Here is a 19,169-nt window from a genome sequence, read left to right on the forward strand (position 1 = left end):
GGACGGTGGCGAAAGCCCCGGCGCAAGGGCCGGGGCTTTGCGGTGTCAGACCGCTTCCAGCGCGATGGCGATGCCCTGCCCCACGCCAATGCACATGGTGCTGAGCGACCTCTCGCCCGGCTTCAGCTCCAGCGCCGCGGTGCCGGTGATGCGCGCGCCGGACATGCCCAGCGGGTGACCGAGCGCGATCGCGCCGCCGTTCGGGTTCACCCGCGCGTCGTCATCCGCGATGCCAAGGTCGCGCAGCGTGGCAAGCCCCTGCGAGGCGAAGGCCTCGTTCAGTTCGATCACCGCGAAGTCCTCCTGCCGCAGGCCGAGCCGCGCCATGAGCTTCTTCGAGGCCGGCGCCGGGCCGAAGCCCATGATCCGCGGCGCGACGCCGGCGGTCGCCCCGCCCAGCACCCGCGCGATCGGCGTCAGCCCGTGGCGCCTGGCGGCCTCGGCCGAGGCGAGGATCAGCGCCGCCGCCCCGTCGTTGACGCCCGAAGCGTTCCCGGCCGTGATCGTGCCGCCGGGCTTCACGAAACCCTTCAGCTTCTGCAGCGCCTCGATCGTCGTCGCGCGGGGATGCTCGTCGGCCGAGATCACCACCGGGTCGCCCTTGCGCTGCGGGATCTCGACCGGCGTGATCTCGCGCGCCAGCCGGCCGTTGGCCTGCGCGGCGGCGGCCTTGAGCTGGGACAGGAGCGCGAAGGCGTCCTGATCCTCGCGGCTGATCGAAAAGTCCTCGGCCACGTTCTCGGCGGTCTCGGGCATGGAATCGACGCCGTATTGCGCCTTCATCAGCCGGTTGACGAAGCGCCAGCCGATGGTGGTGTCATGCACCTCGTTCGCGCGCGAGAAGGCGCTTTCGGCCTTGGGCATCACGAAGGGGGCGCGCGACATCGACTCGACCCCGCCGGCGATGGCGAAGTCGATCTCGCCGGCCTTGATCGCGCGGGCGGCGGTGATGATCGCGTCCATGCCCGAGCCGCAGAGCCGGTTCATCGTCGTGCCCGGCACCGTCTCTGGCAGGCCCGCAAGCAAAAGCGACATCCGCGCGACGTTGCGGTTGTCCTCGCCCGCCTGGTTGGCGCAGCCGAAGATCACCTCGTCGAGGTCGGCCCAGTCGAGGTCGTGGCGCGCCATCAGCGCCTTCAGCGGCACCGCGCCCAGATCGTCGGTGCGCACCGGCGACAGCCCACCGGCATAGCGCCCGATCGGCGTGCGGATGTAGTCGCAGATGTAGACTTCGGTCATTTCAGCTCCTCCGGGCAGATCAGGTCACCCACCGGACCGTCGGTCCCGAGCGGCGCACCGGTCACGGCCTGCAGCGCCTCGAGCGTGATCGCGGGGATCTTCTCGCGCAGCACGAAACGCCCATCGACCACGTCGACCACGGCGAGCGAGGTGTAGATGCGGGTCACGCAGCCGACGCCGGTCAGCGGCATGGTGCAGGCGGCCAGCAGCTTCGGCTCACCCTTCTTGGTGCAGTGGTCGGTCAGCACCGCGACGCGCTTGGCGCCGTGCACAAGATCCATCGCGCCGCCCACGGCCGGGACGCCGCCCTTGCCGGTCGACCAGTTCGCCAGGTCGCCGGTCTGCGCGACCTGGTAGGCGCCCAGGATCGCCACGTCGAGATGGCCGCCGCGCACCATGGCGAAGCTGTCGGCATGGTGGAAGAACGCGGTGCCGGGCTTGATCGTGATCGCCTTCTTGCCGGCGTTGATGCAGTCCCAGTCCTCTTCGCCCTTTGCCGGGGCCTCGCCGAAGTCCAGCACGCCGTTTTCCGTGTGGAAGATCGCCTGCTTGCCCTTGGGCTGGAACTTGGCGACCATTTCCGGGAAGCCGATCCCGAGGTTGACGTAGGCGCCGTCCTCGATGTCCTGCGCCGCGCGCCAGGCGATCTGGGCGTTCGAAAGCTTGATGGTCTCGATGTCGATCACGTCGCTCATGGGTAGACGGCCCCCGCCCGGTTGAGTTCCTCTTCCTGCGCCGCGTTCGCGACCTCGACCACGTGGTCGACGAAGATGCCCGGCGTCACGACCCGCTCGGGGTCGATCGCGCCCAGCGCGACCAGTTTCGTGGCCTGCACGATGGTGGTCGTGGCGGCCATCGCCATGATCGGGTTGAAGTTCCGCGCCGCCATCCGATAGGTCAGGTTGCCGTGCGGATCGGCCTCTTCGGCCTTCAGCAGCGCGTAGTCGGCCTTGAGCCAGCGTTCCTGCACGTAGGAACGCCCCTCGAAGACCTCGACCGGCTTGCCCTTGGCAAGATCCGTGCCGAAGGAGGTCGGCGTGTAGAAGGCCGGGATGCCGGCGCCGCCGGCGCGGATGCGTTCGGCCAGCGTGCCCTGCGGCACCAGCTCCAGCTCGATCTCGCCGGCCAGATAGGCCTCGGTGAAGACCACCGGGTCGGCCGAGCGCGGGAACGAGCAGATCATCTTGGCGACCCGCTTCTGTTCGATCAGCGCGGCGATGCCGACGTGGCCGTTGCCGGCGTTGTTGTTGATGACGGTCAGGTCCTTGGCGCCCTGGTCGATCAGCGCGTGGATCAGCTCGATCGGCGCGCCCGAGCCGCCGAAGCCGCCGATCATCACCACCGCCCCGTCCGGGATTCCCGCGACCGCTTCGGCCGGGGAGGTCAGTCTCTTGTCCATGTGGCAGTCCTCCTGAGCCTCGCGATTACGCCCGGGCACGGAGTTGCGCCAGTGGTTCGTGCGCATGTTGATCTTTGTTCGGATGTCGCGCAAATTCGTGCGCATGTTGAACAAGACCGACATCATCGCCTCGCTGGCGAAGGGGCTGCGGGTGATCGAGGCCTTCGGAAGCGACCACCCCCGGCTGTCGATCGCGGAAGCCGCCGAGCGCACGGGGCTGGACCGTGCCACCGCGCGGCGCTGCCTGCTGACGCTGCATTACGAAGGCTATGCCGACTATGACGGCAAGTTCTTCACGCTGACGCCGCGGGTGCTGCGGCTGGGGATGGGGGCGCTGGCGGCGCTGCCCTTGGCGCAGATGGTGCAGCCCTGGCTTGACCAGCTGTCCGAGACGATCGGGCAAAGCTGCTCGGTCTCGATCCTCGACACCGGCACCAACGGGGGCGAGATCGTGTACCTCGCGCGGGCGGCGCAGCGGCGGGTGATGTCGATCGGCCTGCTGCCGGGCTCGCGGCTGCCGGCGCATTGCACCTCGATGGGGCGGGTGCTGCTGGCCGCCCTGCCCCGGCCCGAGGCGGTGGCGGTGATCGAGGCGTCGAACCTCGCGCCCCGCACCCCGCGCTCGCTGACCGCGCCCGAGGAGATCCTGGCCGAGATCGACCGGGTGCGCGCGCAGGGCTACGCGGTGATCGACCAGGAGGTCGAGATCGGCCTGCGCTCGATCGCGGTGCCGCTGCTGGACGCGCGGGGCCGCGTGGTGGCGGCGCTGAACTCGGGCATGGCCGCGACGCAGGAGGGCGCCGCGCAGCTGGTCGAGACCTACCTGCCCGAGCTTGTGAAGGTGCAGGCGGGGCTGCGCCGGGTGCTTTAGCCCGGGTCGCCCAGCCGGGTGATCCGCCCCAGCATGTCCTGCGCCACCGCCAGCGCCCGGCCGGTGGCCAGCGCCATCTGCGGCAGCACCATCCACTCCAGCGCCCAGGCGGTGCCCGAGCGTTCCTGTTCGTGCACCAGCGCCTGGTGCATGGCCGAGACCTGCACCGCGTTGAACCGCGCCAGCGTCACCAGCAGTTCCGCCGCGACCGGGTTTTGCTTGTGCGGCATCGCCGACGACCCGCCGCCGCCCGACATCGCCACCTCGCCGATCCCCTGCTGCGCCATCAGCGCGACGTCCTGGCCGATCTTGCCAAGGCTGCCAGACACCAGCGACAGCCAGCCCGCGTAGTCGACGATGCCCTCGCGCATCGCGTGCCAGGCCTTGGGCGTGGCCCCCAGGCCCAGCTCGGCCGCGACATGGGCCACGATCGCCCCGGCATCGGCGCCCAGCGCCCGCCGGTCGCCCGCCGCGCCGCCTATCTGCACCCGCTCGACCTGCGGGCGCAGCGCCGCGAGCCGCGCGCGGTGCCCCTCGAGCGGCAGCCGCCAGGCCAGCAGCCGGTCGCGCACCGCCATCGGCTCGGCCGCCTGCATCCGGGTGCGCCCCATCAGGGGGGCGTCGCCGAATCGCGTCTCAAGCTGCGCGAGCGCGGCGACCAGCGCGGCCAGCCGCGCGTCGAACAGGTCCGACAGCGCGCGCAGCGCCAGCACCGCCGCGGTGTCGACCACGTCCTGCGAGGTCGCGCCCCTGTGCAGCGCCGCGGCGCCACCCTCGGGCAGCAGCGCCTTCAGCTGCGCGACAAGGCGCGGGATCGGCACGCCGTCGGTCGCCATGCCGGCGGCGATGTCGTCCATGTCGATGCGCGCGGTGGCGATGATCCCCGCCACGTCCTCGGCCAGGGCCGCGGGCACCCGGCCCGTCGCGCCCAGCGCCCGCGACCAGGCGGCCTCGAACACCAGCATGTGGCCCATCTGCCGGCCCGGCGACAGGATCGCGGCGGTCTCGGCATCGGTGAACAGGCCCGAGAGCCAGGGATGGTCGAAGACGGTCACGCCCATGTAAGCCTCCTGCAGGACGAGGGGGGCGGCGCGGACGCCACCCCCCGGGTTCCGATGTCGGCCGCCCCTCAGATATCGAGGAAGACGGTCTCGCCCTCGCCCTGCAGGCGCACGTCGAAGCGGTACTGGCCGGGGCCGGTCTTCTTGGCGATCAGGGTCTGCACGCGGGGGCGCTGTTCGATCCGCGCCAGCAGCGGGTCCTTCGAGTTGTCCTCGTCCTCGAAGTAGATCCGGGTCTGCAGGCCGATGTTGATGCCGCGCGCCACGATCCACAGGCTGATGTGCGGCGCCTGCATCGCGCCGCCGCGCGCGGCCACCCGGCCGGGCTTGACGGTGCGCAGGGTGAAGCGTCCGGTCTCGGCATCGGCGGCGAAGCGGCACAGGCCGGTGACCTTCGGGTCGGCGCCGGGCTGGCCGGGGAAGATCCCCGCCGCGTCGGGCTGCCAGCTTTCCAGCATCGCGTCGCGCAGGGTCCAGCCGGTGCCGTCGATCACCTCGCCGGTGATCTCAATCACCTCGCCGGCGCAGCCGTCCTCGATCGGGCTCTCGCCGATCTCGTGGTCGTAATAGCCGGCATTGCCGGCATAGGTCGGCATCAGCCCGATGTGGACGTAGGGACCCGCGGTCTGCGAGGCGCTCTCGGGGTAGTGCTCAAGCTTCTGGACCATGTCTCACATCCCTTCGAGCTTGTTCTCGAACATCGTCTGGCGGCGGCCGCGCAGCACGATGTCGAACTTGTAGGCGAGAAAGTCGAGCGGGCGCGACATCGCCATGTCCAGCGGCGCGACCAGCGCATCGAGCTGCGCGCGGTTCTTCACCGTCGCCGCGATCGGGCAGCGGTCGATCAGGGGATCGCCCTCGAAATACATCTGGGTGATCAGGCGCTGGCCGAAGCTTGCCCCGAAGACCGAGACGTGGATGTGCATCGGGCGCCAGTCGTTGCCGCGGTTCGGCCAAGGATAGGCGCCCGGGCGCACGGTCAGGAACTGGTAGCGGCCCTGGTCATCGGTCAGCGTGCGGCCGCAGCCGCCGAAGTTCGGGTCGAGCGGCGCGAGATAGCCGTCCTTCTTGTGGCGATAGCGCCCGCCCGCGTTCGCCTGCCAGATCTCGACCAGCGTGTTCGGCACCGCGCGGCCCAGCTCGTCGATGACGCGGCCGTGCATCAGGATGCGCTCGCCCACCGCCGGGGCGGCGCCCTTGGACCAGTTCAGGATCAGGTTGTTGTCGAGCGCGCCAAAGCGGTTGTGGCCGAAGGTCGGGCCGGTTTCCTCGGACGGGCCCGATTCCAGCGACAGCAGCGCCAGGTTCGGCGAGCGGGTGACGCTGGTCTTGTAGCCCGGATCGTAGGCGTCGGGGTGCAGCTCGCGGTTGCGCGGGATCAGCGGGCCCAGATCGGTGATGACCTCAGCCATTCTTCGTCTCCTCCATCTCGGCATAGGTCGCCTTGGCAAGCTTCAGCGCGTGGTTCGCCTTCGGCACGCCGGCGTAGATCGCGACGTGCTGGAACGCCTCCAGCACGTCCTGCTTGCTGGCCCCGGTGCGCGCGGTGGCGCGGATGTGCATCGGGATCTCGTCGAAATTGCCGGTCGCGGCCAGAAGCGCCAGCGTGATCATCGAGCGTTCGCGCTTGCTGATCGCGTCCGAGGCCCAGACCGTGCCCCAGGCGCTTTCGGTGATCAGCGACTGGAACGGCAGGTCGAGATCGGTCTTCGCGGCCTCGGCGCGGTCGACATGGGCGTCGCCCAGAACCGAGCGGCGCACCTCCATGCCGGTGTCGTAGCGGGATTTGGTCATCGGGCCGTCCTCTCGAGGAAGGGGGTGATCAGGGCCGCGACCGCCGCGGGCTGCTCGACGCAGGGCAGGTGGCCGGCGGTCGCGACAAGGTGGAAATCGGCGCCGCACAGCGCGGCGGTGGCCCGCACCAGGTCGGGCGGGGTCGAGCCGTCGGCATCGCCCGCCATCGCCAGCACCGGCAGCGCAAGGCCGCGCGTGCTTTCGGTCAGGTCGGCGCCCGCGATCGCCTCGCAGGCGGCGGCATAGCCCTCGGCGGGCGTGCGGACCAGCATGTTGCGCCAGAGCGCGAAGTCGTCCGGGCGGCCCTCGCGGAAGGCGGGGGCGAACCAGCGCTCGAGGATCGCGGCGGCGATCGGCGCGATGCCGCCGGCGCGCACGGCGTCGATCCGGGTCTGCCACATCTCGGGCGTGCCGATCTTCGCGGCGGTGTCCATCAGCACCAGCGCCCGCACGAGGTCGGGGCGGCGCGCGGCCAGCCCCTGCCCGATCAGCCCGCCGATCGACAGGCCGACGAAGGTGACATCCGACAGCGCCAGCGCCGCGCAGATCTCTTCGGCATCCGAGACCAGCCGCTCCATCGTGCCGGGGCCCGCGCCCGCGTCGCTCAGGCCGTGGCCGCGCTTGTCGTAGCGGATGATCCGCAGCCCCGCCGGCAGGTGCGGCAGCAGCGCGTCCCAGACCCGAAGGTCGGTGCCCAGAGAATTGGCGAAGATCACGACGCGCCCGTCCCGCGGCCCGGTGTCGGACAGGTTCAGGACAAGGCCGTCAGTGGTGACAATATGCATCATGCTCCTCCTCGGCCCCTGAATGGCATGGTTCACCGCGGCTGAAAATTATAAGTTTCGGAAAAATTCATCACCTGACGGTTATGAATGGGGGATTTCCGATGTTCGACCCGCGGCTGCGCCTGCGCCACCTGCACTGTTTCCTGGAAACCGCGCGGCTGGGTTCGGTCTCGGCCGCGGCCGCGGCGCTGCACGTCTCGCAGCCCGCGGTGTCGAAGACGCTGCGCGAGCTGGAGGAGATCCTGGGCGTGACCCTGCTGGAACGGCAGGGCCGGCGGCTGGGGCTGACGAAGCCGGGGCAGATCTTCCAGCAGCATTGCGGCGCGGCGCTGGTGACGCTGGGCCGGGCGCAGGACCTCGCACGCGAGGCGCCGCGGGCCGAGCGGCGGCTTCTGGTCGGCGCGCTGCCCACCGCCGCCACCGGGCTGGTGCCGCGCGCGGCGCTGGCCTTCCGCGCCGCGCGGCCCGACTGCCTGCTGCGGGTCTCGACCGGGCCGAACTGGCTGCTGATCTCGCAACTGCGCGAGGGCTCGCTCGACATGGTCGTCGGGCGGATGCCCGGCACGCTCGAGGGGCTGTCGTTCCGCCAGCTCTATTCGGAACAGATCGTGCCGGTGCTGCGCCCCGGCCACCCGCTGCTGGCCGAGCCCGAGCCGCTGGCGGCGCTGGCGGGCTATCCGCTGATCCTGCCGCCGCCGGGCGCGCTGATCGCGCAGACCGTGCGCGCCTTCCTGCACGGGCTGGGGATCACCGCGCCGAGCGTGGCATGGGAGACGGTCTCGCTCGCCTTCGGGCGCGCGGTCACGCGCGACAGCGACGCGGTGTGGATGATCTCGGAAGGGGTCGTGGCCGACGAGCTGGCCTCGGGCGCGCTGGCGCGGCTGCCGATGCGCGACCCGCTGCTGGGCCCGCCCGTCGGCGTGTCGATGCGCGACCAGACCGGGATCAGCCCCGAGCAGTCGGCCTTCCTCGTCGCGCTGACCGAGGCCGCGCGGGGCTAGGCGCCCGGGACCGGGTGCGCGCCCCCGCCGCCCCCCCTCAGGCGGCGGCCGAGGCGCGCTCGACCAGCGCCCGCGTCGCCGCGACCAGCGCCGTCAGCGCGGGCACCGGGTCGGCGGCGCGATAGCCCGGCAGGCCGGGGATCTCGAGCCCCAGCGGCAGGCCCGCGGGCAGCGCGCGCAGGAAGGCGGACAGGTCGATCTGCCCCTGCCCCGGGATCATCCGGCCCTCGCGCGCGGTGAACAGCAGCTGCTCGGTCGTGTAGGGCGGGTGGCGCGGCGCGTCGCACAGATGCGCGAAGGGCAGCCGCGCCGGGTCGACCGCCGCCAGCGCCGCGAGCGACGAGCCCGAGCGGTCGAAATGCAGCGAATCGACCAGCATGCCGACGCCCGGCCCCGCCTGGCCGACGACGCGCAGGCAGGTGGCCAGGTCGGGCACCGACGTCCAGGGGAAGAACTCCATCACCGTGCCCAGCCCGCGCGCCGCCGCCGCCTCGGCAAAGGCGCCCAGCGTGTCGGCCAGCCGCGACAGGTCGGGGTCGTAGGGCGCGGTGATCGCCTGGGCCGCGCCCAGCTCGGCGCCCGCGTCGAGGAAGGGCAGCAGCGCGTCGATCCCGGTCTCGGGGGTGAGCTTGACGAATTCGATGTCCGACACCGCCAGCCCGGTCGCGGCCAGCGCGGCCCGGGTCGCGCGCATCGCGGCCGGGTCGTCCATCAGCGGATAGCCGGGGCTGTCGGGCGTGACCTTGATCAGCCGCAGCCCGACCGCGTCGAAGCCCGCGGCGGCGGCGGCCTCGACCAGCGCCGGCGGCGGCAGGTCGACGGCGGTGAGATGGGCGAGCGAAAGCCTTGTCATGGCGTCGGTCCTTGCGAAAGCGCGCGGCCCGCGACGAAGCCGAAGGTCATCGCCGGGCCAAGGTTGATGCCGCCCGCGGGATAGAACCCGCGGAACGGGCTGGCGGAATCCGACCCGACGGCGAACAGCCCCGGCACCGGGCGCCCGGCGGCGTCAAGCGCGCGCGCCTGCCCGTCGACCGAGATGCCGGCGAAGGTGCCGAAGCTGCCGGGCACCACCTGCACCGCGTGGAACGGCGGTTTCAGCAGCGGCGCCATCGTCGGGTTCGGCGCCTGCTCGGGGTCGCCCTGCAGGCGCATGTAAGGGCTGGTGCCGCGGTGGAAGGCGGTGTCGTCGCCGGTCGCGGCATCGGCGTTCCAGCGCCGCACCGTCGCCTCGAGCCCCGCGGGATCGATGCCGCAGGCGCGCGCCAGCGCCGGGATCGTGCGCGCCGTCACCAGGTAGCCGCGCCGACGCCAGCCCTGCCAGGGCACCGGCGCCGGCCGCACCACCCCCAGGCCGAAGCGTCGCAGGAAGCGGTGGTCGCAGACCAGCCACGACACCGCCGGCTGCCCCTCGGGGATCGCGCGCAGCATCGCCTCGACATAGTCGTGATAGCCCAGCCCCTCGTTGCAGAAGCGCGCGCCCGAGGCCAGCACGCCGATCACCCCGGGCTTGCCGCGGTCGATGATGTGCGGGAACGGCGCCACCCGCCCGTCGGCCCAGCGCACGATCGAGACCGGGCAGAAGGCCGCGGGCTGGGCAAGGTCGGTGTCGATCGCCGCGCCCGCGCCCTCGGCCAGCCGCAGCCCGTCGCCGCGCGCGGTCTCGACCGCCAGCGTGCGGTTCTCGGCGTCGCGCGGAAAGCTGCCCGCCCGGCGCGCGGCGTCGCGCGGGTAGCCGCCGCAGGCCAGCACCACCCCGCGCGCGGCCGCGATCACCGTGCCGTCGGCAAGCCGCACGCCGGTGACGCGGTCGCCCGCGCGTTCAAGCGCCGCCGCCTCGACCCCGGTGCGGATCGTCACGCCCGCGTCCAGCGCGCTGCGCAGCAGCCGCGCGACCAGCGCGTTGCCGTTGCGCAGCTCCATCCCGCGGCCGTGCAGCGCCAGGTCGCGCAGGTGGCGCAGCACCCGGCGCGTCGCATGGGCGAAGGACCTGGCCGAACGGGTCATGGTCATGAACGCCTTCAGATCCTCGCCCGCCTGGATCGTCATCCCCCAGAAGGTCGTCTCGCGCACCGGCAGCCGCAGCAGGCGCAGGTCCGCACCCAGTCCGCGCGCGTCGTAGGGCTGCGCGATGACCGAGCGCCCGCCGGTCCCCGCCCCCGGCTGGTGGCCGTAGGTGTCGGGGATCTTCAGCCCGCCGTCGAAAGTCAGCGCGGTGTTGGCCTCGAAGAAGGCCACCATCTCGGGCGCGGCGTCCAGGAAGGCCTCGGCGCGCTCGGGCAGGTAGCGGTTGCCCAGCACCCCGCGCAGGTAGTCGCGCGGCGCCTGCGGATCCTCGTGGATGCCGGCGCGCTGCGCGACCGGGTTGCGCGGCGCCCAGATCCAGCCGCCCGACCAGGCGGTGGTCCCGCCCACGACCTCGGCGCGCTCCAGCAGCGCGACCCGCGCGCCGCCCGCCGCCGCCGTCACCGCCGCCGCCAGCCCGCCCGCCCCGGCGCCCAGCACCACGACATCGAAGCTTTCACCATCCGCGCTGCGCATACCCGCCGCCTCCTCGTCAGGGGCGGACCCTCCTGCGGCGCAGGATTAACGTCAATTACATAATTGTCAGCCGCGATAACATCAGGTTAATTCAGCGACAGGGAGGACGATCATGCGGGAAGTGACGTTTCGTCAGATCGAGGTCATTCGCGCGGTCATGCTGCGCGGGACCATCAACGGGGCTGCCGAACAGCTGGGCGTCTCGGCGCCCGGGGTGAGTCGGCTGATCAAGCATACCGAGGAATCGCTGGGCATACGCCTGTTCGAACGCCGGGGCGGCCTGTTCGTGCCCGCGGTCGAGGCCAGCGCCGTCTTCGAGCAGCTGCGCGAGGTCTACAAGGGCGTCGAGAACCTGCAGCGGGCGCTGACCTCGCTCAACGAGGGGCGCGACGTGAACCTGGCCTTCGCCTCGGCGCCCTCGGTGGCGCAGTTCATCGCGGCACGGGTGATGCGCAAGGTGCGCGACCGCTATCCCGATCTGTATCTCGACCTCAACATCCTGAAGATCGAGGAGACGCTCGATTACCTGATGCTGGAACGCGGCGAGTTCGTGATCATGAGCTCGCGCGTCGACAATCCCGGCATCGAGAACGAGGAGCTGGCGCGCGGCCGCATCGTCGCGATCCTGCCCGAGGGGCACCCGTTGGCCGGCAAGGAGGTGATCTCGGTCCACGACCTCGCGGCCGAGCAGCTGATCGGCATCGACCCGAACGATCCCTACGGGCGGCAGGTGACACGCGCCTTCCACGAGGCCGGCATCACCCCGCAGCACTCGATGCGCGGGCGCTTCGCGCAGACGGTGGTCAGCCTCGTGCGGCACGGGCTTGGCGTCGCGCTGATCGACGAATTTTCGGTGGCCGAGGTCTACATGCCCGGCCTCGTGCGCCGCCGCATCGCCGAAGAGGCCTTCGTCACCATCTACGTCGTGACCAAGAAGGGCCGGGTGCTGTCCAACTTCGCCGAGTTCACCATCCGCCACTTCCGCCGCGAACTGGCCGAGGCGGGGCAGCTCTGGCATCACGCGCTGGCCGCGCCCGACCCTGCCGCGCCAGCCGGAAAAACGGGCGCGAAACCGGGGGCTCCGGCTGGGACGCCGGGGTCGCCGGCGGGGCCACCGTCACCGCAAAATTAACACGATGTTACGTATTGAGATAAATTTATATTTGACGTTATTTCAAGGATCGCCGATCAAGTCAGGCAGCGGAGGCGTTGTCCCGACAGCGCATCCGGAGGAGGAATCGGGAGTGGAGGACTCATGAAACACGTCATGTTCGGCGCCGTCTCGGCGCTTGTGCTCGGCCTGTCGGCTGCCCATGCGCAGGACTTTCCGACCAAGGAGATCCAGGGGATCATCCAGTGGGGCGCCGGCGGCTCGACCGACACGGTGATGCGCTCGGTCACGCCGCATGCGGAAGAGTCGCTTGGCGGCACGGTCGTGATGCAGAACGTCACCGGCGGCGTCGGCGCGATCGCGCTGAACCAGGTCGCGAACGGCAAGGCCGACGGCTACACCCTGCTGATGGGCGCGGAAAACCCGCTGCTCTACAAGGTGATGGGCCTTGGCAACAAGGATTACAGCGACTTCACCCCGATCAACATCCTGGCGCGCGGCACCGCGATCCTGGTCGCCAACAAGGACGCGCCCTTCGACGACTACGCGGGGATGGTCAAGTACATCCACGACAACCCGGGCGAGCTGCGCCTGGGCGCGACCGGTCCGGGCGGCCTGCCCTCGGTCATCACCGCGATGATGAACACGGTCGAGGGCAAGCTCGACGTGATCTCGGTGCCCTATGACGGCGACGGCCCGGCGCTGACCGCGCTGCAGGGTGGCGCGATCGACGTGATGCCGGCCGTGCTCGGCGCCTCGATCGAGGGGATCCGCGCCGGCACCATGAAGCCGCTCGCGATCTTCGCGACCGAGGCCAGCGACAAGCTGCCCGACGTGCCGACCGTGGTCTCGTTCAACGAGGGCTATTCGAAGTACCTGCCCTGGGGCCCGTTCTTCGGCGTCTTCGTCAAGAAGGGCACGCCGGACGACGTGGTCGCCAAGCTGACCGCGGCCTATTCGGAAGGCGCCGCCAATGCCGACTTCGTGCAGCTGATGGACACCCGCGGCTTCACGATGATGGACATCTCGGGCGACGAGGCGCAGGAGTTCCTGGCCGGCTGGCAGTCCTCGACCGCCTGGCTGCTGCAGGACGCGGGCCTGACCAAGGCCTCGCCCGAGGACTTCTCGATCCCCCGTCCCTGAACGAGGGTCCGCGACAAGGTCCGCCCGCCCCCGCCCGGGGGGCGCGGGCGGACGCCCGGGCGCCGCGGGTCTCTTGCGAGAGGCGGCGCCCTTTTCTTTGGCCCCGGCCGTGATCGCGGCGCCCGCAGGACGGGCCGCCACTCCGGCCCGCTACGGAGACGAGCCATGCCCCCCCCGATCGAGAACCCGCATCACGACGGCCTGTCCGATGCGACGCCCGGCGGCTACGAAGACCAGCGCCGCCCCGGCGAGATCGTCTTCACCCTGGTCCTGACGGTCTTTTCCGCGGTGATGCTCTGGGAGGCCTACGGCATCTCGGGCTTCAGCTCGCTGTCGGGATCGGGCGTGGTGCCGATGGCGACGGCCTTCGCGATGCTGGTCTCGGTGCTGCTGGTGCTGGCGCGCACGGTGCGGCTGACGCGGGTCGCCAACGAGACGGTGCTGCGCGACATCACCCCCCCGATCGTGATGGCGGTGGTGGTGCTGCTGGTGGCCTATGCGATCCTGCTGCAGCCGCTGGGCTTCCTGCCGACCTCGGCGCTGTTCCTGATCGCGTCGATCCGGCTGCTGTGCAAGCGCAGCTGGGCCTGGGTCGTGGGCGTGTCGCTGCTGACGCTGTTCATCATCTGGTTCGTGTTCCGGATCATCTTCACGGTGCTGATGCCCGCGGGCATCGTGCCGGAGGCCGAACTGATCCAGTTCTTCCGCAACCTCTTCCACGGAGCCTGAGATGGAAGCTGTCTCGGCCTTCTTCACGGTCATCACCCACTGGGACCTGCTGCTGCTGACCGCCGTCGGCACCTTCGCGGGGATCTATGTCGGCGCCATCCCCGGCCTGTCGGTCACGATGGCGGTGTCGATCCTGATCTCGTTCACCTTCTCCTGGGATGTCGACCCGGCGCTGGCGCTGATGATCGGCATCTACATGGGCGGGGTCTACGGCGGCTCGCGCACCGCGATCCTGCTCAACATCCCCGGCGCGCCCTCGGCCATCGCCACCGCGCTCGACGGCTACCCGATGGCCCAGCGCGGCGAGGCCGGCGCCGCGATCGGCGTCACCACGGTGATGAGCTTCATCGGCGGCTTCATCGGCATCGCGGTGCTGGCGCTGGCCGCGCCCTGGGTGTCGGACTTCGCGCTGACCTTCCAGCCGCGCGACTACATGCTGCTTGCGCTGCTGGGCATCCTGCTGGTGGGCTCGCTCTCGTCGGGATCGCTGGTCAAGGGCATCTTCGCCGGCGCGCTCGGCATCGCCATCGGCGCCGTCGGCCGCGACCCGCTGACCTTCGACAGCCGCTTCACCTTCGATCTGCCGCAGCTCGACAGCGGCATCTCCTTCATCGCGGTGATGATCGGCATGTTCGGCGTGTCCGAGGCGCTGCTGCAGCTGCACGACATCGACAAGACCGCCGTGCGCCAGAGCCTGAGCCGCATCGTCCCCTCGCTCGGGGCGGTGAAGAAGCACCTGCCGCTGTCGCTGCAGACTTCGACCATCGGCGTGATCATCGGCGCCCTGCCCGGCACCGGCGGCGACATCGCCGCGCTGATGGCCTACGACCACGCCAAGCGCGTGACCAAGACCCCCGAGGTGCCCTTCGGCAAGGGCGCGATGGAAGGCCTCGTGGCGCCCGAAAGCGCCAACAACGCGGCCGTCGGCGGCGCCTTCATCCCGATGATGACGCTGGGCATCCCCGGCGACGCGGTGACCGCGATCATGATCGGCGCGCTCTACATCCACGGCCTGAACCCGGGCCCGATGCTGATGGTCGACCAGCCCGACATGTTCTGGTTCATCGTCGGCGCGCTGGTGGTGGCGAACGTGTTCATGCTGATCTTCGGCCTGACCGGCGTGAAGATCTTCACCAAGATCGTGGAACTGCCGCGCCCGGTGCTGATCCCCGGCATCCTGCTTCTGTCCATCGTCGGCGCCTACGCGGTCAACAACGCGCTGTCGGACGTCTACTGGATGATCGGCTTCGGCGTCTTCGGCTACTTCATGCGCCACTACGGCTACCCGCTGGGCCCGGTGATCCTGGGCGTGATCCTGTCGCGGCTTCTCGACGACAACTGGCGCCGCGCCATCATCTCGGAACGCGAGGATCTGGGCCGGTTCTTCTGGGGCATCGCCACCAGCCCGCTCTCGGCCACGCTGGCCGTCGCCGTGATCCTCGTCTTCGTCTCGCAGACCCCGCTGTGGACGCGGGCCAAGCAACGCCTACTCGGAGCCTCGGCATGACACCGACACTGAAACTCGGCCTGATCGGCGACAACATCGCCGCCTCGCGCTCGCCCCGGCTGCACCAGCTGCTGGGCCAGCAGAACGGCATCGATGTCACCTACGACCGGCTGGTGCCGCGGCAGATGGGCAAGACCTGGGACGAGATCCTGGCGGCGCTGCCCGCCGACGGCTACCGCGGCACCAACGTCACCTATCCCTACAAGGAGAAGGCGGCGGCGGTGGTGCGCATCGACGATCCGCTGGTCGCGGGCATGGGCGCGGTCAACACCGTGATCTTCGAGGCCGACGGCCCGCGCGGCTTCAACACCGACCACTCGGGCTTCATGGCCGCCTACCGCACCCTGCGCCCGACGACCGCCCCGGGCGTGGTGGCGATGATCGGCACCGGCGGCGTCGGCCGCGCGGTGGCCTTCGGGCTTGCCGGGCTCGAGGCCGCCGAGCTGCGGCTGGTCGACAAGGACCCGGCCCGGGCCGAGGCGCTGGCCGAGGCGCTGCGCGCCGCCGCCCCCGGCATGGCCGTGACCTGCTTCGCCGACGCGGCCGCGGCCGCGGCCGGCGCGCAGGGCGTGATCAACTGCACCCCCGTCGGCATGGTCGGATACGAGGGCACGCCGGTGCCGCGCGCGGCGCTGGCGGGGGCCGAATGGGCCTTCGACGCCGTCTATACCCCGGAACATACGCAGTTTCTGGCCGATGCCCGGGCCGCGGGGCTTGCGGTCCTCTCCGGTTGGGAGTTGTTTTTCTGGCAAGGTGTCCATGCCTGGGCCCTGTTCTCGGGCAAGCCCGTCGACGAGGACGCCCTGCGCAAGACCCTGCGGGCCGAGGAGGCCGCCGCCTGATGAAGACCTCGATCGCCACCGTCTCGATTTCCGGAACGCTGCCCGAGAAGCTCGAGGCCATCGCCGCCGCCGGGTTCGATGGGATCGAGATCTTCGAGGCCGACTTCATCGCCGACGAGGGCAGCCCGCGCGACGTCGGCCGGCGCATCCGCGACCGCGGGCTGGACATCACCCTGTTCCAGCCCTTCCGCGACTTCGAGGGGCTGACCGGCCCGCTGCGCGCCAAGGCCTTCGACCGGGCCGAGCGCAAGTTCGACCTGATGAACGAACTGGGCACCGACCTCGTGCTGTTCTGCTCGTCGTGCCATCCCGCGGCACTGGGCGGCATCGACCGCGCCGCCGACGACTTCCGCGAACTGGGCGAGCGCGCCGCCGCCAAGGGCATCCGCGTCGGCTACGAGGCGCTGGCCTGGGGCCGGCACGTCAACGACCACCGCGACGCCTGGGAGATCGTGCGCCGCGCCGACCATCCGAACATCGGCCTGATCCTCGACAGCTTCCACACGCTGGCGCGCGGCATCGACCCCGAGACGATCCGGCGCATCCCCGGCGACAAGATCTTCTTCGTCCAGCTCGCCGACGCGCCGAAGATCGAGATGGACCTGCTGTACCTGTCGCGCCACTTCCGCAACATGCCCGGCGAGGGCGACCTCGACGTGCTGGCCTTCACCCGCGCGGTGGCGGCGGCGGGCTACAAGGGGCCGGTCAGCCTCGAGATCTTCAACGACCAGTTCCGCGGCCGCGACGCGCGCTCCACCGCCAAGGACGGCCACCGCTCGCTGATCTCGCTGATGGACGACGTGCGCCGGTCCGAGCCCGACGTCACCGTCGATCTGCCGCCGATGCCCGCCCCCGCCCCGGTGCAGGGCACCGAGTTCGTCGAATTCGCCACCCGCGGCGAGGAATCGCAGGCGCTGCGCGGCCTTCTGGGCGCGATGGGCTTCACCGAGACCGGGCGCCACATCGGCAAGGAGGTCTCGCTCTGGCAGCAGGGCGGCATCCGCATCGTGCTGAACGAGCAGGCCGGCGATTTCGCCGCCTCGGCCTACAACATGCACGGCACCTCGATCTGCGACGTGGGCCTGTCGGTCGCCTCGGCCGACGCGACGCGCGACCGCGCCGTCGCGCTGGGCTCGCAGGCCTTCGGCCAGCCGCTGGTGCCGGGCCAGGTCGAGATCCCGGCGATCCGCGGCCTCGGCGGCTCGGTGCTGCATTTCCTCGACCGCGAGGCCGGGCGCGAGAAGGTCTGGAGCCAGGAATTCGGCGCGCCCGAGACCGGGCCCGAGGGCACCGGCCTCACCCGCATCGACCACCTGGCGCAGACGATGTCCTACGAGGCGATGCTGAGCTGGTCGCTGTTCTACACCACGCTCTTCGACATGGGCCGCACGCCGATGGTCGACGTGATCGACCCCGACGGGCTGGTGCGCAGCCAGGCGCTGCGCACCCCCGACGGGCAGTTCCGCATCACCCTGAACGGGGCCGAGACCCACCGCACGCTCGCGGGCGCCTTCCTGGGCGAAAGCTTCGGCGCGCCGGTGCAGCACGTGGCCTTCGCCACCGCCGACATCTTCGCCACCGCGCAGGCGATGGCGGACCGGGGCTTCGCCTCGCTGCCGATCCCCGGCAACTACTACGACGACCTCGCCGCGCGCTTCGACCTGCCCGAGGGCGATCTCGAGCGGATGCGCGCCGCCAACATCCTGTATGACGAGGATGCCAACGGCGCCTTCCTGCAGATCTACTCGCGCCCCTTCGGCTCGGGCTTCTTCTTCGAGATCGTCGAGCGGCGCGCCGCCTACGACGGCTACGGCGCCGCGAACGCGCCGTTCCGCATCGCCGCGCAGAAGCGCTTCATGCGCCCCAAGGGCATGCCGCGCAGCTGACGCCCCCTGCCCCGCGGCGCCCCCGCCCCGGTGCAGGCCGGTGAGCGCGGATGCAGGCCGCGGCCCCGAACGGCCCTCCCCGGCCGCCCGGCCCCGCCGGCCCGCCCATCCCTGGCGGCGCCGGCGGGGCCAGCACCGAAAGGCCGCACCGGCCAGCCCCTCTCAGTCCCCGGCGGCGGTCAGCGCCTGCATCTGGGCCCCGGTCAGGCGAAGCTCGGCCGCGCGGGCGAAGCTTTCGACCTGCGCCACCGAGGTCGCCGAGGCGATCGGCGCCGTCACGCCCGGCCGCGCCATCACCCAAGCCAGCGCGATCTCGGACGGCGCCGCGCCGGTCTCCTCGGCGACGCGGTCGAGCGCCGCGAGGATCCGCTCGCCCTTCGCGTCGAAATAGCCTGCCACCCGGCCGCCGCGGCTGCCCTTCGCGGCATCGGCGGCGCTGCGGTACTTGCCGGTGAGAAACCCCGAGGCGAGGCTGAAGTAGGTCACCACCCCCAGCCCCTCGGCCATGTCCTGCAGCGCGCCCTCGAAGCCCGCACGGTCATAGAGGTTGTATTCGGGCTGGATCACCGAATAGCCCGGCAGCCCGGTCTTCACCGCCGCCTCGCGCGCGCCGCCCAGCAGACCCGCGTCATAGTTCGATGCCCCGATTGCCCGGACCTTGCCCGCCGCGATCAGCGCCTCGTAGGCGCGCAGCGTCTCCTCGTGGGTCACGGTCTCGTCGGGCCAGTGCGAGAAATAGAGGTCGATCGTCCCGGTGCCGAGCCGGCGCAGGCTGTCCTCGGCCGCCTCGGCTATCCAGGCGCGCGACAGCCCCTTGCGCTCGGGCGCGCCCATCTCGGACCCGACCTTGGTGAAGATCGTCACCCGCTCGCGCATCCCCGGCCGGGCGGCGAGCCAGCGGCCGAGGATCGCCTCGCTCTCGCCGCCGGAATTGCCCGGGGCCCAGGCGGAATAGACGTCGGCCGTGTCGATCGCGGTGAAGCCATGGTCGACGAAGGCGTCGAGCACGCGGAAGCCCTGCGCCTCGTCGATCGTCCAGCCCAGCACGTTGCCGCCGAAGACGACGGGGGCCGTCGAGAGACCGCTGGGGCCAAGGGGGCGCATCTGCATCGGGCCGATCCTTTCGTGGTGATGTCGGGCCGCCAGCTTCGGGCAGGGCGCGGCGCGCCGACAGGGCCGAGGCGCACAGGCGGCGGGCCGGCGGCGCACAGGCGGCGGGCCTCGCGGGTCCGCGGACAAGGGGGGGGGGGGTGCCCCCACCCC

Annotated in this window: 19 protein-coding genes; 8 read left to right on the forward strand and 11 right to left on the reverse strand. The window is 71.2% G+C overall.

Going from position 1 to position 19,169, the window contains the following annotated elements; genetic code table 11:
• Nucleotides 1-45 precede the first annotated feature (45 nt).
• From pcaF to V8J39_RS07570, 3 genes are read right to left on the reverse strand one after another with little or no spacing between them, the layout of a single operon-like run.
• Nucleotides 46-1,239 (reverse strand): 3-oxoadipyl-CoA thiolase, encoded by a 1,194-nt coding sequence (gene pcaF, locus V8J39_RS07560; RefSeq protein WP_336460285.1) that lies wholly within the window; start codon nucleotides 1,237-1,239, stop codon nucleotides 46-48.
• Nucleotides 1,236-1,934: a 3-oxoacid CoA-transferase subunit B gene (locus tag V8J39_RS07565; protein ID WP_336460286.1), complete on the reverse strand. Its 699-nt coding sequence runs from the start codon at nucleotides 1,932-1,934 to the stop codon at nucleotides 1,236-1,238. Before V8J39_RS07565 ends, pcaF begins: the two co-directional genes overlap by 4 nt.
• Nucleotides 1,931-2,638 (reverse strand): 3-oxoacid CoA-transferase subunit A, encoded by a 708-nt coding sequence (locus V8J39_RS07570; protein WP_336460287.1) that lies wholly within the window; start codon nucleotides 2,636-2,638, stop codon nucleotides 1,931-1,933. The genes V8J39_RS07565 and V8J39_RS07570 overlap by 4 nt, the downstream gene beginning before the upstream one ends.
• A gap of 103 nt (nucleotides 2,639-2,741) precedes the next feature.
• On the opposite strand from V8J39_RS07570, the gene V8J39_RS07575 reads away from it, so the two are divergent.
• Nucleotides 2,742-3,509 (forward strand): IclR family transcriptional regulator domain-containing protein, encoded by a 768-nt coding sequence (locus V8J39_RS07575; RefSeq protein WP_336460288.1) that lies wholly within the window; start codon nucleotides 2,742-2,744, stop codon nucleotides 3,507-3,509.
• Here V8J39_RS07575 and V8J39_RS07580 read toward each other — a convergent pair.
• From V8J39_RS07580 to pcaD, 5 genes are all read right to left on the reverse strand, one after another.
• Nucleotides 3,506-4,570 (reverse strand): 3-carboxy-cis,cis-muconate cycloisomerase, encoded by a 1,065-nt coding sequence (locus V8J39_RS07580; protein WP_336460289.1) that lies wholly within the window; start codon nucleotides 4,568-4,570, stop codon nucleotides 3,506-3,508. The genes V8J39_RS07575 and V8J39_RS07580 overlap by 4 nt on opposite strands.
• Before the next feature lie 68 nt (nucleotides 4,571-4,638).
• On the reverse strand, nucleotides 4,639-5,238 hold the full coding sequence (gene pcaG, locus V8J39_RS07585) for a protocatechuate 3,4-dioxygenase subunit alpha (protein ID WP_336460290.1): 600 nt from the start codon (nucleotides 5,236-5,238) through the stop codon (nucleotides 4,639-4,641).
• Between the two features lie 3 nt (nucleotides 5,239-5,241).
• Nucleotides 5,242-5,982 carry a protocatechuate 3,4-dioxygenase subunit beta gene (gene pcaH, locus V8J39_RS07590; protein WP_336460291.1) on the reverse strand — a complete coding sequence of 247 codons (741 nt, stop codon included), beginning with the start codon at nucleotides 5,980-5,982 and terminating at the stop codon, nucleotides 5,242-5,244.
• Entirely contained in the window at nucleotides 5,975-6,364 is a 390-nt protein-coding gene (gene pcaC, locus V8J39_RS07595) for a 4-carboxymuconolactone decarboxylase (RefSeq protein ID WP_336460292.1), read from the reverse strand. Before pcaC ends, pcaH begins: the two co-directional genes overlap by 8 nt.
• Nucleotides 6,361-7,149: a 3-oxoadipate enol-lactonase gene (pcaD, locus tag V8J39_RS07600; protein WP_336460293.1), complete on the reverse strand. Its 789-nt coding sequence runs from the start codon at nucleotides 7,147-7,149 to the stop codon at nucleotides 6,361-6,363. Before pcaD ends, pcaC begins: the two co-directional genes overlap by 4 nt.
• Nucleotides 7,150-7,250: 101 nt before the next feature.
• On the opposite strand from pcaD, the gene V8J39_RS07605 reads away from it, so the two are divergent.
• Nucleotides 7,251-8,150, forward strand: a complete 900-nt coding sequence (locus V8J39_RS07605; protein WP_336460294.1) for a LysR substrate-binding domain-containing protein — start codon at nucleotides 7,251-7,253, stop codon at nucleotides 8,148-8,150.
• A gap of 37 nt (nucleotides 8,151-8,187) precedes the next feature.
• Here the strand turns inward: V8J39_RS07605 and V8J39_RS07610 are convergent, their stop codons facing one another.
• Both V8J39_RS07610 and V8J39_RS07615 read right to left on the reverse strand, forming a co-directional pair.
• Nucleotides 8,188-9,003: a sugar phosphate isomerase/epimerase family protein gene (locus V8J39_RS07610; RefSeq protein ID WP_336460295.1), complete on the reverse strand. Its 816-nt coding sequence runs from the start codon at nucleotides 9,001-9,003 to the stop codon at nucleotides 8,188-8,190.
• Nucleotides 9,000-10,688 carry an FAD-dependent oxidoreductase gene (locus V8J39_RS07615; protein WP_336460296.1) on the reverse strand — a complete coding sequence of 563 codons (1,689 nt, stop codon included), beginning with the start codon at nucleotides 10,686-10,688 and terminating at the stop codon, nucleotides 9,000-9,002. The genes V8J39_RS07610 and V8J39_RS07615 overlap by 4 nt, the downstream gene beginning before the upstream one ends.
• 112 nt (nucleotides 10,689-10,800) lie before the next feature.
• On the opposite strand from V8J39_RS07615, the gene V8J39_RS07620 reads away from it, so the two are divergent.
• The 6 genes from V8J39_RS07620 (at nucleotide 10,801) to V8J39_RS07645 (ending at nucleotide 17,906) form a co-directional block, all read left to right on the forward strand.
• Nucleotides 10,801-11,820: a LysR family transcriptional regulator gene (locus V8J39_RS07620; RefSeq protein ID WP_336460297.1), complete on the forward strand. Its 1,020-nt coding sequence runs from the start codon at nucleotides 10,801-10,803 to the stop codon at nucleotides 11,818-11,820.
• Between the two features lie 123 nt (nucleotides 11,821-11,943).
• Nucleotides 11,944-12,942 carry a Bug family tripartite tricarboxylate transporter substrate binding protein gene (locus V8J39_RS07625; RefSeq protein ID WP_336460298.1) on the forward strand — a complete coding sequence of 333 codons (999 nt, stop codon included), beginning with the start codon at nucleotides 11,944-11,946 and terminating at the stop codon, nucleotides 12,940-12,942.
• 165 nt (nucleotides 12,943-13,107) lie between these two features.
• A complete protein-coding gene (locus tag V8J39_RS07630; protein WP_336460299.1) occupies nucleotides 13,108-13,671 on the forward strand; it encodes a tripartite tricarboxylate transporter TctB family protein in 564 nt (187 codons plus the stop codon).
• Nucleotide 13,672: 1 nt separating this feature from the next.
• On the forward strand, nucleotides 13,673-15,178 hold the full coding sequence (locus V8J39_RS07635; protein ID WP_336460300.1) for a tripartite tricarboxylate transporter permease: 1,506 nt from the start codon (nucleotides 13,673-13,675) through the stop codon (nucleotides 15,176-15,178).
• The gene (locus V8J39_RS07640) at nucleotides 15,175-16,020 is read left to right on the forward strand and encodes a shikimate dehydrogenase family protein (RefSeq protein WP_336460301.1); all 846 of its coding nucleotides are present in this window, start codon (nucleotides 15,175-15,177) and stop codon (nucleotides 16,018-16,020) included. The genes V8J39_RS07635 and V8J39_RS07640 overlap by 4 nt, the downstream gene beginning before the upstream one ends.
• Entirely contained in the window at nucleotides 16,020-17,906 is a 1,887-nt protein-coding gene (locus V8J39_RS07645) for a bifunctional sugar phosphate isomerase/epimerase/4-hydroxyphenylpyruvate dioxygenase family protein (RefSeq protein ID WP_336460302.1), read from the forward strand. The genes V8J39_RS07640 and V8J39_RS07645 overlap by 1 nt, the downstream gene beginning before the upstream one ends.
• A 162-nt stretch (nucleotides 17,907-18,068) precedes the next feature.
• Here V8J39_RS07645 and V8J39_RS07650 read toward each other — a convergent pair whose 3' ends face one another.
• Nucleotides 18,069-19,016, reverse strand: a complete 948-nt coding sequence (locus tag V8J39_RS07650) for an aldo/keto reductase (RefSeq protein WP_336460303.1) — start codon at nucleotides 19,014-19,016, stop codon at nucleotides 18,069-18,071.
• Between the last annotated feature and the right edge of the window lie 153 nt (nucleotides 19,017-19,169).

It is taken from the genome of Frigidibacter sp. MR17.24 (assembly GCF_037095655.1).
GTDB lineage: Bacteria > Pseudomonadota > Alphaproteobacteria > Rhodobacterales > Rhodobacteraceae > Frigidibacter.

Excerpts from the sequence above, each read along its gene's own strand:
- V8J39_RS07575 (WP_336460288.1), top strand. The coding sequence starts at position 2,742 with ATGTTGAACAAGACCGACATCATCGCCTCGCTGGCGAAGGGGCTGCGG.
- V8J39_RS07640 (WP_336460301.1), top strand. The coding sequence starts at position 15,175 with ATGACACCGACACTGAAACTCGGCCTGATCGGCGACAACATCGCCGCC.
- pcaH (WP_336460291.1), bottom strand. The coding sequence starts at position 5,982 with ATGGCTGAGGTCATCACCGATCTGGGCCCGCTGATCCCGCGCAACCGC.
- V8J39_RS07565 (WP_336460286.1), bottom strand. The coding sequence starts at position 1,934 with ATGAGCGACGTGATCGACATCGAGACCATCAAGCTTTCGAACGCCCAG.
- V8J39_RS07570 (WP_336460287.1), bottom strand. The coding sequence starts at position 2,638 with ATGGACAAGAGACTGACCTCCCCGGCCGAAGCGGTCGCGGGAATCCCG.
- V8J39_RS07650 (WP_336460303.1), bottom strand. The coding sequence starts at position 19,016 with ATGCAGATGCGCCCCCTTGGCCCCAGCGGTCTCTCGACGGCCCCCGTC.
- V8J39_RS07635 (WP_336460300.1), top strand. The coding sequence starts at position 13,673 with ATGGAAGCTGTCTCGGCCTTCTTCACGGTCATCACCCACTGGGACCTG.
- V8J39_RS07620 (WP_336460297.1), top strand. The coding sequence starts at position 10,801 with ATGCGGGAAGTGACGTTTCGTCAGATCGAGGTCATTCGCGCGGTCATG.
- pcaD (WP_336460293.1), bottom strand. The coding sequence starts at position 7,149 with ATGCATATTGTCACCACTGACGGCCTTGTCCTGAACCTGTCCGACACC.
- pcaF (WP_336460285.1), bottom strand. The coding sequence starts at position 1,239 with ATGACCGAAGTCTACATCTGCGACTACATCCGCACGCCGATCGGGCGC.
- V8J39_RS07580 (WP_336460289.1), bottom strand. The coding sequence starts at position 4,570 with ATGGGCGTGACCGTCTTCGACCATCCCTGGCTCTCGGGCCTGTTCACC.
- V8J39_RS07645 (WP_336460302.1), top strand. The coding sequence starts at position 16,020 with ATGAAGACCTCGATCGCCACCGTCTCGATTTCCGGAACGCTGCCCGAG.
- pcaC (WP_336460292.1), bottom strand. The coding sequence starts at position 6,364 with ATGACCAAATCCCGCTACGACACCGGCATGGAGGTGCGCCGCTCGGTT.
- V8J39_RS07605 (WP_336460294.1), top strand. The coding sequence starts at position 7,251 with ATGTTCGACCCGCGGCTGCGCCTGCGCCACCTGCACTGTTTCCTGGAA.
- V8J39_RS07630 (WP_336460299.1), top strand. The coding sequence starts at position 13,108 with ATGCCCCCCCCGATCGAGAACCCGCATCACGACGGCCTGTCCGATGCG.
- V8J39_RS07610 (WP_336460295.1), bottom strand. The coding sequence starts at position 9,003 with ATGACAAGGCTTTCGCTCGCCCATCTCACCGCCGTCGACCTGCCGCCG.
- pcaG (WP_336460290.1), bottom strand. The coding sequence starts at position 5,238 with ATGGTCCAGAAGCTTGAGCACTACCCCGAGAGCGCCTCGCAGACCGCG.
- V8J39_RS07625 (WP_336460298.1), top strand. The coding sequence starts at position 11,944 with ATGAAACACGTCATGTTCGGCGCCGTCTCGGCGCTTGTGCTCGGCCTG.
- V8J39_RS07615 (WP_336460296.1), bottom strand. The coding sequence starts at position 10,688 with ATGCGCAGCGCGGATGGTGAAAGCTTCGATGTCGTGGTGCTGGGCGCC.